This window comes from Stappia sp. (genome assembly GCF_040110915.1).
In the GTDB taxonomy this organism is placed as follows: domain Bacteria; phylum Pseudomonadota; class Alphaproteobacteria; order Rhizobiales; family Stappiaceae; genus Stappia.
Map to the genome: position 1 here is coordinate 1,982,580 of NZ_CP157793.1, position 15,863 is coordinate 1,998,442.

General features: G+C 68.1%; 13 protein-coding genes. 6 read left to right on the forward strand and 7 right to left on the reverse strand.

Features of this window, described 5'->3' with window-relative positions; translation table 11 throughout:
- Positions 1-519: 519 nt before the first annotated feature.
- Positions 520-1,965, reverse strand: coding sequence for a leucyl aminopeptidase (locus ABL312_RS08705; RefSeq protein WP_374730192.1), 1,446 nt, complete (start codon positions 1,963-1,965; stop codon positions 520-522).
- 453 nt (positions 1,966-2,418) lie between these two features.
- Between ABL312_RS08705 and lptF the strand changes: the two genes are divergently transcribed.
- The 6 genes from lptF (at position 2,419) to rsmA (ending at position 10,098) form a co-directional block, all read left to right on the forward strand.
- The gene (gene lptF, locus ABL312_RS08710) at positions 2,419-3,606 is read left to right on the forward strand and encodes an LPS export ABC transporter permease LptF (RefSeq protein WP_349360986.1); all 1,188 of its coding nucleotides are present in this window, start codon (positions 2,419-2,421) and stop codon (positions 3,604-3,606) included.
- Between the two features lie 13 nt (positions 3,607-3,619).
- A complete protein-coding gene (gene lptG / locus ABL312_RS08715; protein ID WP_349361379.1) occupies positions 3,620-4,711 on the forward strand; it encodes an LPS export ABC transporter permease LptG in 1,092 nt (363 codons plus the stop codon).
- The gene (locus ABL312_RS08720) at positions 4,711-7,125 is read left to right on the forward strand and encodes an LPS-assembly protein LptD (RefSeq protein ID WP_349360987.1); all 2,415 of its coding nucleotides are present in this window, start codon (positions 4,711-4,713) and stop codon (positions 7,123-7,125) included. The genes lptG and ABL312_RS08720 overlap by 1 nt, the downstream gene beginning before the upstream one ends.
- A 188-nt stretch (positions 7,126-7,313) precedes the next feature.
- Positions 7,314-8,240 carry a peptidylprolyl isomerase gene (locus tag ABL312_RS08725; RefSeq protein WP_349360988.1) on the forward strand — a complete coding sequence of 309 codons (927 nt, stop codon included), beginning with the start codon at positions 7,314-7,316 and terminating at the stop codon, positions 8,238-8,240.
- Between the two features lie 5 nt (positions 8,241-8,245).
- Positions 8,246-9,265 (forward strand): 4-hydroxythreonine-4-phosphate dehydrogenase PdxA, encoded by a 1,020-nt coding sequence (gene pdxA, locus ABL312_RS08730; RefSeq protein ID WP_349360989.1) that lies wholly within the window; start codon positions 8,246-8,248, stop codon positions 9,263-9,265.
- A complete protein-coding gene (rsmA, locus tag ABL312_RS08735; RefSeq protein ID WP_349360990.1) occupies positions 9,262-10,098 on the forward strand; it encodes a 16S rRNA (adenine(1518)-N(6)/adenine(1519)-N(6))-dimethyltransferase RsmA in 837 nt (278 codons plus the stop codon). Before pdxA ends, rsmA begins: the two co-directional genes overlap by 4 nt.
- 42 nt (positions 10,099-10,140) lie before the next feature.
- Here the strand turns inward: rsmA and gmk are convergent, their stop codons facing one another.
- The 6 genes from gmk to fabG all read right to left on the reverse strand — a co-directional run bounded on the left by gmk (position 10,141) and on the right by fabG (position 15,814).
- Positions 10,141-10,836: a guanylate kinase gene (gene gmk / locus ABL312_RS08740; protein ID WP_349360991.1), complete on the reverse strand. Its 696-nt coding sequence runs from the start codon at positions 10,834-10,836 to the stop codon at positions 10,141-10,143.
- Positions 10,837-10,841: 5 nt separating this feature from the next.
- Positions 10,842-11,795, reverse strand: a complete 954-nt coding sequence (locus ABL312_RS08745) for a YicC/YloC family endoribonuclease (RefSeq protein WP_349360992.1) — start codon at positions 11,793-11,795, stop codon at positions 10,842-10,844.
- A 29-nt stretch (positions 11,796-11,824) separates the two neighbouring features.
- Positions 11,825-13,030 carry an endolytic transglycosylase MltG gene (gene mltG, locus ABL312_RS08750; RefSeq protein WP_349360993.1) on the reverse strand — a complete coding sequence of 402 codons (1,206 nt, stop codon included), beginning with the start codon at positions 13,028-13,030 and terminating at the stop codon, positions 11,825-11,827.
- 99 nt (positions 13,031-13,129) lie between these two features.
- Positions 13,130-14,395 carry a beta-ketoacyl-ACP synthase II gene (fabF, locus tag ABL312_RS08755; protein WP_349360994.1) on the reverse strand — a complete coding sequence of 422 codons (1,266 nt, stop codon included), beginning with the start codon at positions 14,393-14,395 and terminating at the stop codon, positions 13,130-13,132.
- A gap of 165 nt (positions 14,396-14,560) precedes the next feature.
- Positions 14,561-14,797 (reverse strand): acyl carrier protein, encoded by a 237-nt coding sequence (locus tag ABL312_RS08760; RefSeq protein ID WP_349360995.1) that lies wholly within the window; start codon positions 14,795-14,797, stop codon positions 14,561-14,563.
- A gap of 279 nt (positions 14,798-15,076) precedes the next feature.
- The gene (gene fabG / locus ABL312_RS08765; protein WP_349360996.1) at positions 15,077-15,814 is read right to left on the reverse strand and encodes a 3-oxoacyl-[acyl-carrier-protein] reductase; all 738 of its coding nucleotides are present in this window, start codon (positions 15,812-15,814) and stop codon (positions 15,077-15,079) included.
- Between the last annotated feature and the right edge of the window lie 49 nt (positions 15,815-15,863).

Here is a 15,863-nt window from a genome sequence, read left to right on the forward strand (position 1 = left end):
GCGCAAAAGCGGCATTGGTTTTCGCAGCGTTCATCGTTAACGGTTTGCCAACTTGACGCCGGCACCTTCGTGCCGGGCAGACCCTGACGGGGTCGCGTCGATCCACGGCCCGCACAAGCCGGATGCGCCGCATGCGCGCCTGGCGACGCGGACCGGATCGGCGACCCGCCGGGGCAAGGGGAGACAGGATTGATGGTCGTTCGGGTTGCTTTGTTTTTCGGACTGGTTCTGGGGCTTGCGGGCGCGACGACCGCGATGGGCGTGGTCGTGGCCGAACCGGCCGGCACCTGCGAGGCCTACAAGACCTGCTGACGGCCCGGACTCTTCAAGCTTTTCGGGCGGCGTGAGCGCCCCGGTGGCGACACCAACGCGCTGAGCGAACAGGCCGCCAACACAACAAAACCCCGCCGCGCGCGACCGCCGGCGGGGTTTTTCTTGATCCGATGCGCCAAGCGCGCACGATCCGATGCGCTTCGTGGCGATACGCGCGGCGACAAAACCCCGCCGCGCGTCGCGCCTCTAGCCTTCGTAGTGGTCGCGCACCAGCCGGTCGAGCAGACGCACGCCGAAGCCTGACGCCCAGCCCTTGCTGATCTCGGTCTTGGCGCTGCTCATCGCCATGCCGGCGACGTCGATATGCACCCAGGGCACGTCGTTGACGAATCGCTGCAGGAACTGCGCCGCCGTGATCGACCCGGCCGTGCGCCCGCCGGTGTTCTTCATGTCGGCGTTCGGCGTGTCGATGAGCTTGTCGTACTCCTTGCCGAGCGGCAGGCGCCAGACCTTCTCCTCGGTTGCCTTGCCGGCCTCGGCCAGGCGCTCGACCAGTTCGTCGTTGTTGGAGAAGACCCCGGCATGCTGATGGCCGAGCGCGATCAGGATCGCCCCCGTCAGCGTCGCCAGATTGATCATGAACGCCGGCTTGAAGCGCTCCTGCGTGTACCAGAGCGCATCGGCCAGCACGAGGCGGCCTTCCGCGTCGGTGTTGATGATCTCGATGGTCGCGCCCGACATGGCGGTGACGATGTCGCCGGGGCGCTGCGCCTTGCCGTCCGGCATGTTCTCGACGAGCCCGATCACGCCGACGGCGTTGACCTTGGCCTTGCGGGCGGCGAGCGCATGCATCAGCCCGGTGACGGCGGCCGCGCCGCCCATGTCGCCCTTCATTTCCTCCATGCCGCCGGCCGGCTTGATGGAAATGCCGCCGGTGTCGAACACCACGCCCTTGCCGACGAAGGCGACCGGGTCGGCATCCTTCTTGCCGCCGTTCCAGCGCATGACGACGAGACGCGGCGGCGTTTCGGAGCCCTGGGCGACGCCGAGCAGCGCGCCCATCTTCAGCTTCTTCATCGCCTTTTCGTCGAGCACCTCGACCTCGACGCCGAGTTTCTCCAGCGCCTCGGCGCGCTTGGCGAATTCGACCGTCGTCAGCACATTGGCCGGCTCGTTGACCAGATCGCGAGCGAGCACCGTGCCGTCGCTCACCGCATCCGCCTGCGCCCAGGCCTTTTTGGCGGCCTTGGTGTCGGCAACCGCGAGCGTCAGCTTCTTCGCCTCCGCGCCCGACTTGTCGTCATCGTCCGATTTCGTCTTGTAGCGGTCGAACACATAGGCGCGCAGCTTGGCGCCCATGGCGAAAGCGGCGGAAAGCTCCGGCGCGAGCGCGCCCTCGCTGGTTTCCATCACGATCTCGACGGCCTTCGACGATCCGAGCGCGCCCATCACGGCGCCGCCGAGCATCATCCAGTCGGTTTCCCCGAGGTCGCCGAGCGCCTCCGCCTTGCCGAGACCGACCACGATCAGCCGGTCGAGATCGAGGCCGGCGGGCGCGACGAGATCCAGAACCGCGCGCGACTTGCCGGAAAAGCCGGCCGCCTCCGCGGCGCGGGCCAGCAGGCCCTCATTGGCCGACAGCACCGCGCTGGCCGTCGGACCGACGCCGAGATCGGCATCGGCGAACACCACCGCAACACCCTTCGCGGGCGCCTCGAGTTTGGAGAATGAGACTTTGGGGAGCAACGTCGAAACCTTTCATTGAAGCCGCAGGGGCTCTTCGGGCCCGCAAGGGCGGGTGGGACACCGCGCGCGGACGGCAGCCAGAATCGCGGATGGCCGGACGGGCGGTCCGCGCGGCGCGCGCGCGCAACGGTTGGCGGTGACGGACCGGAGCCGCGAAACACCGCCCCGGTAACGTGGCCTAGAATGGGGACAGTTTGCCCGCTCGGCAAGCGCGGGCCGATTTCACGATACGTTAACCCTTTTTCTTCTCGTCGCATTTACCTAGATTGCTTTTTAATCGAGGGCGGATGCGCGACGCGCGTCAGCCCGTGCGTGGGTCCCCGCCCCTTGCGTCGCGCTGCGTCGTCTCAAGCACCCCGATCGTCAACCCGCCGTCAGGCATGCAGCCGTCAGGATCTGATGACGACCTTCGAGCGCTATGTCCTCAGACGTCTGACCGGCGCGTTCGTGCTGACGCTGGCCGCGCTCGCCGGCGTGGTCTGGGCGACGCAGGCGCTGCGCCAGCTCGACCTGGTCACGGCGAAGGGACAGACGATCGTGCAATTCGTCGGCATGACGCTGCTCGCCATGCCCTTCCTGCTGCTCGCCATCGCGCCCTTCGCGCTGCTGATCGCGCTGATCGTGATTCTCAACACCATGTCGAACGACAGCGAGCTGATCGTCATCAACGCCTCCGGCGCCTCGCGCGGCGTCCTGATGCGCCCGGTCGTCACCTTCGCGCTCGGCGTGAGCCTGTTCTGCGCGCTGCTGTCGGTCTTCGCCGCGCCGGCCGGTCTGGCGGCGCTGCGCGAGGAGATCACCCGCGTGCGCGTCGATCTGGTCGCCAACATCGTGCGCCCGGGCCGGTTCATCGGCATCGAGGACGGGCTGACGTTTCACATCCGCAACCGCAGCGGCGACGGCCGTCTCGACGGCCTGCTGCTGCACGACGACCGCGCCGAGGACATCGTCTTCACCTACGAGGCGGCGCGCGGGCAGATCGTGGAGGCCGTCGGGCGCACGCTTCTGGTCATGCAGGACGGCACGATCCAGCGGCGCACCCGCGACGACGGAAGCATCTCCATCGTCCGCTTCCAGTCCTATGCCTTCGATCTGTCGAGCATGATCCCCTCCGGCGCCGTCGCCGTCTACAAGGCCAGCGAGCGCTCGACATGGGATCTGATCGCGCCCGACCCCGACGACGCCTATGCAAGGGACAATCGCGGCCGCCTCGCCAGCGAGTTGCACGACCGGCTGAGCCAGCCGCTCTACCCCCTCGCCTTCGCGTTGCTGGTGTTCCTTTTCGTCGGTCAGCCGAAGACCACCCGCCAGAACCGGACGCTTGCCACCCTCACCGCGCTGGTGCTCGCCATCGCGCTGCGCTCGGCCGGCTTCGGCATGATGACGCTCGCCCCGAGCCTGCCGGCCGCGCGCGTCGCGCTCTACCTGGTGCCGCTCGCGGCCATCGCGCTGACGGCCTGGGCGCTGTCGACGGCGGCCCGGCCGCGCTGGCTGACGCGTCTCGCCGGCACGGGCGAATATCTCGCCGACCGCATCGAGGCCGGGCTCGCGCGCCTGCAGCGGCGCACCCAGGACGGAGCCGCGTGACCCGATGACGACGCTGGTCGGCCACACGCTCGCCTTCTATCTCGCCCGCCGGTTCGCCGCCGCGATCCTCGGCCTCTTCGCGCTCGCCGCCATCTTGATCTTCATCTTCGACCTGCTGGAGCTTCTGCGCCGGGGCGCGGGTCAGGACGGCGCGACGCTGGCGCGCATCGGCCTGATCTCGCTGCTGCGGGTGCCCCAGCTCATGGAGCAGGTCCTGCCCTTCGCCGTCCTGTTCGGCGCGATCTCTGCGTTTCTGGGGCTCAGCCGCAAACTGGAGCTCGTGGTCGCGCGCGCCGCCGGCGTGTCGGTCTGGCAGTTCACGGCGCCCGCGCTTGCGGTCGGCATCGCCATCGGGATCGCGGCCGTGACGCTCTACAATCCGCTCGCGGTCCTGCTGCGCGAACGCTCCGACGAGATCGCCTCGGGTCTCTTCGCGAGCGAACAGAGCTTCCTGCTGCAGACCACCGGCGAGGTGTGGCTGCGGCAGGACGGAACGGACGGCGAATCGATCATGCACGCCAAGCAGACGCTGGACAGCGGTCGTCGCCTGCTCGCCGTGACCGTCTTCACCTTCGACCGCAACGCCCAGTTCGCCGAACGCATCGAAGCCCGCGAGGCGGTGCTGGCGGACCGGCAGTGGCGGCTGAGCGATGCCACCGTCTACTCCACGCAAGGGGATCCGAGCCGCCACGACACCTACTTCGTGTCGACCTTCCTCACGCCCACGGAGGTACGTGAAAGCATCGCGGCGCCGGAATCCATCGGTTTCTGGGACCTGCCGCGCGTGATCGAACTATCCCAGCGCGCGGGTTTGCCGGCCTACAGGTATGCCTTGCAATATCAGACACTTCTCGCCAGACCTGCGCTTCTTGCGGCGATGGTGCTGATTGCGGCCTGCGTCTCTCTCAGGGTATCGAGGATGGGTGGCATCGGCCGCCTGATTCTGGGTGGAATCCTAGCCGGGTTCGTGCTTTACGTTCTTGCGGAACTCGGAGAGGACCTTGGCGGGGCCGGCATCGTGCCGCCGACGATCGCCGCGTGGGCGCCTGGAGTGTTTGGAGTATTGATGGGCTTGACGATCCTCTTGCATCTGGAGGACGGCTGATGGCGAAGGCCGGCCTCCCGCAATCGGTTCGGGACGGGCACGCGCTCACGCGTGGCCGGACGGTGTCGTTTGCGCGCCTGATGCAGGGCACCGCCCTTGTCGGAGCGCTCGCCGCACTTCTGATCGTGCCGGCGGGGATCGCGCCCGCGCAGGCGCAGGGCGATGTGCTCGACGCGCTCGGCACGCAGGTCGATCCGGCCGATCCGCTCCTGCTGGAAGCCGACGAGCTGCGCTACAATTTCGACCGCGACACGATTTCCGCCATCGGCAATGTGCAGATCTACTACGGCGGCAACACCGTCGAGGCCGATCAGATCGAGTTCGACCGCGCCGAGAACCGGCTGCGGGCGCAGGGCAACGTCCGCCTGACGGAGCCGGACGGCAACGTGCTCACCGCCGCCTCGATGGATCTGTCGGAGGACCTGCGCGACGGTTTCGCCTCCGCCCTGCAGCTCGACACGCCGGAGCGCACCCGCTTCCTCGCGGCGCGCGCCCAACGCGAGGGTGGCAACCGCACGACCTTCGAGGACGGGATCTACACCGTCTACACCTCGCCGCGAAATCCGCCGGACAAGCCGCCGCTGTGGCGCGTGCGCGCGACCACCATCGTGCACGACCAGCAGAAGCGGACCATCGAGTTCGAGAAGGCGCGGCTGGAGTTCTTCGGCAAGTCGCTGGTGCATCTGCCGTATCTGTCGATCCCCGATCCGAGCGTGACGCGCAAGTCGGGTCTTCTGGCGCCCACCATGGTCTTCGGTGACCGCGTCGGCGTCGGCGCCACGGTGCCCTATTACTTCGCCCTCGATCCGACCTACGACCTGCTGGTGTCGGCGACACCGCTCAGCAAGCAGGGCCTGCTCACCCAGGCCTCCTGGCGCCAGCGCCTGATCGACGGCAGCTACTCGATCCATGTCGGCGGGCTCATCCAGGCCCAGCCGGGAGAATACGAAGGCTCCAGCGGCGACCGGCGCTTTCGCGGCGTGATCGCCTCGGAAGGCCGGTTCGACCTCAATTCGCGCTGGCAGTGGGGCTGGGATCTCACCTACCGCAGCGACCGCGCGTTCCTGAGGGACTACAGCTTCGCCGACTTCGGCAATGCCACGGACATCTCGCAGATCTATCTGACCGGGCAAAGCGATCGCAACCGCTTCGACCTGCGCTCCTACGCCTTCCGCGTGTCGCAGGAGGATTACGCCGCGACCCCCACGCTGAACCCGCCGGCGCCCTATCTGCCCGTCGGCACGGGTCTGCAGGACAAGCAGCCCTTCGTGCATCCGGTGCTCGACTGGAACTACATCTTCGACAATCCGGTCGCCGGCGGTGAACTCGCCTTCACCGGCAACATGACGAGCCTGACGCGCGACCGCACGGATGCGATTCAGGCCGGCGGAACGACGCGGTTCCGTGGCGTGGAAGGCACCTTCACCCGCACCAGCCTGCGCGCCGACTGGCGCACGAAGCTGATCGATCCGCTCGGCCAGGTGTTCACGCCCTTCGCCTATGTGAAGGGCGACCTCTATTTCACCTCCTCGCGCGACGATACGGTGGGCAACCTGACCGACGAGGCGGTCGTCGGGCGCATCATGCCGGCGGTGGGTCTCGATTACCGCTATCCGATCCTGGCGACCTTCGAGGGCGGCAACCAGGTGTTCGAGCCGGTCGCCCAGATCATCGTGCGCCCCAACGAGGGCCGCATCGGCGAACTGCCGAACGAGGACGCGCAGAGCATCGTCTTCGATTCCACCACGCTCTTCGAATACGACAAGTTCTCCGGCTTCGACCGCAGCGAGGGCGGCACGCGCGCCAACATCGGCCTGCGCTACAATCTGCAGTTCAACAACAGCTTCTCGGTCAGCGCCCTGTTCGGCCGCTCGTTCCATCTCGGCGGCACGAACTCCTACCAAACGCCCGACATCCTGAACGCCACCAGCGCCTCGGGTCTGGCGAGCGACTATTCCGACTACGTCGGCAGCCTGTATTTCGACAGCCGGCGGGGCCTGCGCATCGGCGCCCAGGCGCGTTTCGACAAGGACACCTTCGATGTCCGCCGCGGTCAGGTCGAGGCGACGGGCATCTACGGTCCTGTGACCGGCAATCTCGCCTATGCCTATCTCTCGGCCCAGCCAAGCATCGGCATCGACGATCCGCGCGAGGAAGTCATCGGCTCGGCCAGCCTGCGCCTGCAGGAAAACTGGCGCCTGTTCGGGTCCGTGCGTTTCGACCTCCAGCGCAAGAACATGGTGCGCGACAGCATCGGCATCGGCTACGATGACGAAGGCTTCTCCTTCTCCGTCGCCTATTCCGAGGACCGCAGCCGCAACAACGGTCAGACGACCGACCGTCTGTTCTTCCTGCGTCTGGGTCTGCGCACATTGGGCGACACGCAGTTCTCGACCAACGGCTCGACGGATTGACGCGGGCCGGAAACGGCGTCACGAATCCGATTTTGGCCGCTTTCTCGTGCAACGAGCGGAAATTGTGCGGGTCGAGCGGCGACGACATGCGGAAACGCGGGCGCCCGACGCCGGGCCGGACCGCCGCCGGCAGGGGGAGACCGGCCGCGTCGACTGGACCGGACCGGACACAACGTGAGGATTTGGCTATGACTTGGATGCGCTGGGGGCTTGCTGCGGCATCGATGATGCTGGTCGCCGTGGTGGCGCCGGCCCCGGTGGCCGCGCAGACCGCAATCGAGGTGGTGGTCAACAACAAGCCGATCACCAGCTTCGACATTCGCCAGCGCGCCGGCCTTCTGCGCCTGACCACGGGTCGTGGCGGCGCGGCCGCCAACCGGGCGGCGAAGGAAGAGCTGATCGACGAACAGCTCAAGATGCAGGAGGCCGAGCGCATCGGCCTTCAGGTCTCCAAGGCCGAGGTCGACCGGGCCTTCGCCGATCTGGCGAGCCGCGTGAAGCTGTCGGCGAACGGCCTGTCGCAGGCGCTGCGCCGCGCCGGCGTGCGCCCCGAGACGCTGCGCGACCGGCTGGAAGCGGAAATCGCCTGGGGCCAGATCCTGCGCGCCCGCTTTCAGCAGGAGGTGCGCATTTCCGAGGCCGACGTGATCGCCGCCCTGCGCCGGCAGGACGACAGCGACAACGAAACCAGCACCGAATACCGGGTGCAGAGCATCATCTTCGTGGTGCCCGCCAAGGCCTCTTCGGGGCAGAAGTCGCAGCGCCGCCGCGATGCCGAGCGCTTCCGCTCGTCCTTCTCCTCCTGCGACCAGTCCGAGGCGCTGGCCGACCAGTACAGCGAGGTCGTCGTTCGGCCCGCCCAGCTGCGTCTGGAGACGGAACTGCCGCCGCCCGTGCGCGAACTCGTGGAAAAGACGCCGGTCGGCAAGACGACGTCGCCGCAGGACACCCCCAATGGCTACGAGCTCTACGCGGTGTGCGACAAACGCGAGATCGCCAGCAACGCCGCCGCGCGGATGGAGATCGAGGACGAGTTGCGCAACAAGGAAGGCCAGCAGCTGAGCCGCCGCTACATGCGCGAACTGCGCCGGCGCGCCATCGTCGACTATCGCTGAGCCGCATGAAACCCATGCTCCTGCCCCTCGCGGTGACGCTCGGCGATCCCGGCGGCATCGGCCCCGACGTGCTGCTGTCCGCCTGGGCCGAGCGCGTCGAGCGCGATCTGCCGCCCTTCTATGCGATCGGCGATGCGGAGTTTCTGGCCGCCCGCGCAAAACGGCTGAACCTCACCGTGAAAATCCGCGAGGCCCGGGCCGACACGGCCCTCGACGTGTTTCCCGACGCCCTGCCCGTCGTCGCGCTGCCGCAGAGCATCGCCGACACGCCCGGCGTGGCCGACCCGGCCAATGCGGCGGCCGTGATCGCCTCGATCGACAGGGCCGTCGAAGATTGCCTGACGGGGCGTGCCGCCGCCGTGGTGACCAACCCGATCAACAAGAAGGCGCTTTACGACGCCGGCTTTTCCCACCCCGGGCACACCGAGTATCTGGGGGCGCGGGCGCGCGATGCCGGCCACGACCGCCACACGCCGGTGATGCTGCTCGCCGGACCCGACCTGCTCGTGGTGCCCGTCACCGTGCACATGCCGCTGAGGGACGTGCCGCAGGCGCTGACGCGGGATCTGATCGTCGGCACCGCCCGCATCGTCCACCGCGATCTGGCGGAGCGGTTCCGGATCGCCGAGCCGCGCCTGGCGCTCGCCGGTCTCAACCCCCATGCGGGCGAGAATGGCGCGCTCGGCACGGAGGACGGCGACATCATCGCGCCGGCCGTCGCGCGCCTCAAGGCGGACGGGATCGACGCCGTCGGGCCGCTTCCGGCGGACACGATGTTCCATCCGGAGGCGCGCGCCACCTATGACTGCGCGCTCGCCATGTATCACGATCAGGCGCTGATCCCGGCCAAGACGCTGGCCTTTCACGATGCGGTCAATACGACGCTGGGGCTGCCCTTCGTGCGCACCTCGCCCGACCATGGCACGGCGCTCACCATCGCCGGCAGCGGCACGGCGCGCGTCGACAGTTTCGCCGCCGCGATCCGTCTGGCGGCGGTGCTTGCCGATCCCGGCCTCGTCGCATGAGCCAGATCGACGCCTTGCCGCCCTTGCGCGAGGTCATTGGCGCGCATGACCTTCAGGCGAAGAAGTCGCTCGGCCAGAACTTCCTGCTCGATCTCAACCTGACGCTTCGCATCGCGCGCACCGCCGGCGATCTGTCGCAAACGACCGTGCTGGAAGTCGGCCCCGGCCCGGGCGGACTGACCCGGGCCCTCCTTGTCGCCGGCGCCAAGCGGGTGGTGGCCGTGGAGAAGGACACGCGCTGTCTGGCCGCGCTGGACGAGATCGCCGCGCATTATCCCGGCCGCCTCGACATCCGCAACGCCGACGCGCTCGGCATCGACCTCCGGGAAATCGCCGGCGACGGGCCGCTCAAGATCGTCGCCAACCTGCCCTACAACGTCGGCACGCAACTGCTGCTCAACTGGGTGGCGACGCGCGCCTGGCCGCCGGCCTGGCAGTCGCTGACGCTGATGTTCCAGAAGGAAGTCGCCGAACGGATCGTCGCGGAGCCGGGCAGCAAGGCCTACGGCCGCCTCGGCGTGCTCGTCGGCTGGCGCTGCCATGCAACCCTCGCCTTCGAGGTCAGCCCCAAGGCGTTCACGCCGCCGCCCAAGGTCACCTCGGCCATCGTGCACATCACGCCGCGCAGCCATCCCCTGCCCTGCGATATCGGCGCGCTGGAGCGCGTCACGCGTGCCGCCTTCGGCCAGCGGCGCAAGATGCTGCGCGCAAGCCTCAAGAGCCTGGCGCCCGACGCCCAGGCACGCATCGAGGCCGCCGGTCTCGACCCGACGGCCCGCGCCGAAGAGCTCGGCATTGCCCAATTCGTGGAGCTGGCGCGCGGCTTCGCGTGAAGCCCGCCGGTCGATCCGCGCGGACTGCGCCGCGCCGCGGGCTCACGCCTCGCCGGTTTCCCGCTTGAGATCCTCGACCATGCCCTCGATGAAGGTGCCGATGGCCGGGCTTCGCTCGCGCTTCAGCCGCTCGGCGCGCAGGATCGAGCGCGCCCCGTCGTAGGCGCGCTGCAGGTCGTCGTTGACGATGACATAGTCGTATTGCGACCAATGCTTCATCTCGCCGACCGCCGTCTGAAGACGGCGCCGGATCACCTCGGGCGTGTCCTCCGCCCGGCGGTGCAGGCGCGATTTCATCTCCGCGATCGACGGCGGCAGGATGAACACCGACACCACGTCGGGCCGCACCGCATCATAGAGCTGGAACGTGCCCTGGATGTCGATGTCGAACAGCACATCGCCCCCGCGCGACAGGGCCTGCTCCACCGGGTCGCGCGGCGTGCCGTAGTAATTGCCGTGCACCTCGGCCCATTCCAGCAGTTCGCCGCGCTCGCGCATCTGCTCGAAGCGCTCCCGGGAAATGAAATGATAGTGCACGCCGTCGATCTCGCTGGTGCGGCGCGCGCGCGTGGTCACGGAGATGGAGAGCGTGAGATTGCTTTCCTGATCGAGCAATTGCCGCGCGATGGTCGACTTGCCCGCGCCCGAGGGCGAGGACAGCACGAGCATCAGACCGCGCCGCTCCGCGTCGGCCCGCTCGGACGTCACCACCGTTCCCGCCTGCTCCGGCTCGCTCATGCCCCTCACTCCAGGTTCTGGATCTGCTCGCGCATCTGGTCGATGAGCGTCTTCAGGTCGAGCCCGATCGCCGTCAGCTCCGTGCCGTTCGACTTGGAACACAGCGTGTTGGTCTCGCGGTTGAACTCCTGCGCGAGGAAGTCGAGCCGGCGCCCGACCGGACCGCCGCCGTCGAGCAGCGCCGTCGCCGCCTCCACATGCGCCGCAAGCCGGTCCAGTTCCTCGCGAATGTCCGCCTTGGTGGCGAGCAGCGCCGCCTCCTGATGCAGCCGGGCGGCGTCGAACGCGACGCCGGTCTCCATCAGCGCCTCGACCTGGCTCCGCAACCGCTTGCGGATCGCCTCGGGCGCACGGCACGGCGCATCCTCGGCGGCCCGCCGCAGGCGATCGATCTCGGCCAGCTGCCCGCGCAGCAGGGCGGTGATGCTGTCGCCTTCCGTCCGCCGCATGTCGACGAGCGCGTCAAGGGCGGCATCGAAGCTGCGCTTGAGTGCGGAAATCAGCGCCGCGCGGGTCGCCGGATCCTCGTCCGGCTCCTTCCATTCCACGACGCCGCGCTGCGCCAGAATGCCGTCGAGCGCCACCGGAGCGGCGTCCGGAACACGTCGGCGCACGGTTTCCAGCGCGGAGAGCATGGCGTTCAGCGCGGCGTCGTTGATATGCGGCACCGCCTCGCCCTGGGCGCGCTGATAGCTGAGACCGATTGTGACATTGCCGCGCGTGAGCACCGCGCCCCCGCGCTCCCGGCAATAGCTTTCGAGCTCTTCCAGGCCTTGCGGAAGGCGCAGGCGCAGATCGAGCCCCTTACCGTTGACCGAGCGCAGTTCCCAGGTCCAGCGCGCCCCGTCGAGCGCGTCGTCGGCGCGGCCGAAGCCGGTCATGCTGGCAAGCGCCTTCGGCGCACCGCCCCCGGCACCGCCTGATGGGGTGCCGTCTTCCGACAATGTGTCTCGTGTCATGCCCTGTCCCCCGGCCCGCGCGCGACCTCTCAGCCGCCGTTGCCCGGCGCGGTCTCGGCCTCGCCCGCCTCCTGCTGGCGCCGCGCCTCTTCCGCTTCCGCCGCACGTCGCGCCCGCTCGATCTCGCGCCATTTGGCGACATTGCGGCGATGCTGTTCGTAGGTCTCGGCGAAGACGTGCCCGCCGGTCCCGTCGGCGACGAAGAACAGATCGTCGGTGCGCGAGGGATTGGCCACCGCCTCCATGGCCGCGCGGCCCGGATTGCCGATCGGCCCCGGCGGCAGCCGGTCGATCTGATAGGTGTTATAGGGATTGCGGGCATCCAGTTCGGAGCGCGTGATCGCCGAGCGGTCGCGTGTCCAGGCCTCGCCGCCATAAAGCCCGTAAAGGATCGTGGGGTCGGACTGCAGGCGCATGCCGCGCCGCAGACGGTTGACGAAGACGCCGGCGACGCGCGGCCGTTCGTCCGCGCGCGCGGTTTCCTTCTCCACGATCGAGGCGAGGATCACCAGCTCTTCCGGCGTCTCGATGGGCAGATCCTCCACCCGACGTTCCCAGATCTCGGCCAGCGCCTTCGTCTGCGCGGCCCGCATCTGGCGAATGATGTCGGCCCGTGTCGTGCCGCGCGTGAAGGTGTAGGTCTCCGGCATCAGCGAGCCTTCCGGCGGGATTTCGTCCAGCTGACCGGTCAGGATCGGGTGGGCGCGCACGCGCTCGACGATCTGCTGGCTGGTCCAGCCCTCCGGCACCGTGACCGAATGATAGACCGCCTTGCCGCTGACGAGATCGTTCATCACGTCGCGCATCGACGCGCCGGGCGCGAAGGCGTATTCGCCGGCCTTGAGGCGCGCCGCGTTCTTGTAGGCCTGAACGCCGGCCCAGAAGATGTAGGAATTGTCGATGACGCCCTGGTTCTCGAGCGTGTCGGCGATAGCCTGAAGGCTCGAACCCGAGGAGATGATGACCGTCTTTTCCGCCTCGAGCGGCCCCGCCGCCTCGAACTCCGCCTTGCCCCAGTAGAGCAGGCCGCCGGCGGCGATCACGCCCAGAACGGCAAGCGACAGCAGGAAGTTGATGACGATGACCAGCGGGTTGCGCACATGCCGCGAACGCGCCGGCGGCTGCGGCGCGGGCTCGGGCTGGATCGCCTCGCGCGGGCTCTTCGGGTTGGGCCGGAAGCCCCCCTCCGATGCCCCGGTTCCGGCATCCGTGTCATCTTTAGGCGTTTCGCTCATGAGTCCATCCGCTCGGCGTGATCGCAAGACTGATCAGGCCATGACGCACAATCATGGCCAAACCGCGAAACCCGTCGACTGTCCGGGCGCTTGGCCGCGTCAGGCCGCGACCTTGCGGAACACCAGCGAGGCATTGGTGCCGCCGAAGCCGAAGGAGTTCGACAGGGCCGAATCGATGGTCATCTTCTTGGCCGCATTGGGCACCAGATCGATCTCGGTCTCGACGGAGGGCTGGTCGAGGTTGATCGTCGGCGGCGCGATGTTGTCGCGCATCGCCAGCAACGAGAAGATCGCCTCGATCGCACCGGCCGCGCCGAGCAGATGTCCGGTCGACGACTTGGTGGAGGACATGGTCATGCCCGCCGCCGCCGCGCCGGCCAGCCGTTGCACGGCACCGAGCTCGATCTCGTCGCCGAGCGGCGTCGAGGTGCCATGGGCGTTCACATAGTCGATGTCGCCGGCGGACATGCCGGCGCGCTTGAGCGCGGCCTGCATGCAGCGGTAAGCCCCGTCGCCATCCGACGCCGGCGCGGTGATGTGATAGGCATCGCCCGACAGGCCGTAGCCGACGATCTCGCCGTAGATCCGGGCGCCGCGCGCCTTGGCGCGTTCGTATTCCTCGAGCACGACGACGCCCGCGCCCTCGCCCATGACGAAGCCGTCGCGATCCTTGTCATAGGGACGCGACGCGATCTCGGCGCGGTCGTTGAAGCCCGTGGACAGCGCCCGCGCGGCGGCAAAGCCGGCCAGCGCGATGCGGCACACCGGCGATTCCGTGCCGCCGGCCACCATCACATCGGCATCGTCCAGCGCGATCAGCCGGGCCGCGTCGCCGATGGCGTGCGCGCCGGTGGAGCACGCCGTGACGACGGCGTGGTTCGGGCCCTTGAGCCCGTGCCGGATCGAGACGTAGCCGCCCGCCAGATTGATCAGACGGCCGGGAATGAAGAAGGGAGACACGCGGCGCGGCCCCTTGTCGCGCAGGACATGGGCGGTGGCCTCGATGCCCTGCAGGCCGCCGATCCCGGAGCCGATCAGCACGCCGGCGCGGATCTGCTCTTCATGGGTCTTGGGGGCCCAGCCACAGTCGGTGATCGCCTGTTCGGCGGCCGCCATGGCGAAAACGATGAAGTCGTCGACCTTGCGCTGCTCCTTCGGGTCCATCCAGTCGTCCGGATTGAACGTGCCGTTGGAGCCGTCGCCGCGCGGGATCTGACAGGCAATCTGGCAGGCGAGATCAGCCACCTCGAAGTGCTCGACGCGGGACGCCCCGCTCTCGCCCTTGAGAATTCTGGACCAGGTTTCCTCGACACCGCACGCCATCGGCGTGACCATCCCGAGGCCGGTAACGACCACTCGCCTCATCTCATACCTGCATCTGCACGCGAAAACCCGCGCTTCAAATCACGCAATGACGCGCGTTTCCAGCGCGCCGCAATTCCCGTTCCGGCGCACGTTTTCCGCGCGCCGTGGCCGAACGGTCGCGTGCGACGGAGCGCGCTTGCGCCATCCGCCGCACGACGAACCGGATCAGCTGGCGCTCTTTTCCAGGAACTTCACCGCGTCGCCCACCGTGAGGATGGTCTCCGCCGCATCGTCCGGAATTTCCACGCCGAATTCTTCCTCGAAGGCCATGACCAGCTCGACCGTGTCGAGGCTGTCCGCGCCCAGGTCGTCGATGAAGCTCGCCTCCAGGGTGACCTTCTCGGCGTCCACGCCAAGATGTTCGACGACGATCTTCTTTACCCGATCCGCGATGTCGCTCATTTCTGATTCCTCGATTGCTTCCAACAGTAAGTCGCTTGATTCAGCGCTCTGCGCCGTACCTCGTACCCGATCAACGGAACGCGGTGAATGGGGTACCAGCCCGCACCGATGCGGGACGGTGGTACCGCCCTCGCCGGTTCAGCAATGCCCGAGCGCCGAACTTCGTGAACGGGTCTGCTGGCCGGCGGGTTCGTAACACACTTTCCAGGGCTTGACCAGTCGCGCGGGCCACCCTGGAAAGCGCTGGGGAAGGCCTTCGGAACGAAGGATTTTCCCCTTTTAGATCATGGCCATGCCACCATTGACGTGAAGCGTCTCGCCGGTGACATAGCCCGCTTCGTCGCTCGCCAGATAGAGTGCGGCGGCGGCGATTTCCTCGGCCCGCCCGAGACGGCCCGCGGGAACGCCGCCGAGGATCGATTCCCGCTGCTTGTCGTTGAGCGCGTCGGTCATCGGCGTTTCGATGAAACCCGGCGCGATCGTGTTGACCGTGACGTTGCGCGCGGCAACCTCGCGGGCGAGCGACTTGGCCATGCCGATCATGCCGGCCTTTGCGGCGGCATAGTTGGCCTGGCCGGCGTTGCCGGTGACGCCGACGACCGACGCAATGCCGATGATCCGGCCCGAGCGGCGCCGCATCATGCCCTTGGCGGCGGCCCGGGACAGGCGGAAGGCGGCGGTCAGATTGACTTCCAGAACCTGATCCCACTCCTCGTCCTTCATGCGCACGAAGAGGTTGTCGCGGGTGATGCCGGCGTTATTGACGAGAATGTCGAGCGGGCCCATCGCCTCCTCGGCGGCCGGGACCAGGGCGTCGACGGACGCCCGATCCATCAGGTTGGCCGGGACCACATGGACGCGTTCGCCGAGATCGGCGGCCAGCGCCTCGAGCTTTTCCGCCCGCGTGCCGGACAGCGCGACGGTGGCGCCCTGGCGGTGCAGCGTGCGGGCGATGGCCTCGCCGAGGCCCCCGGTCGCGCCGGTCACCAGCGCGGTTTTCGAAGTCAGATCGAACATGCGGACATCATTCCTTGTTTCGGACGTGCGGACGATTAACGGGGATGTG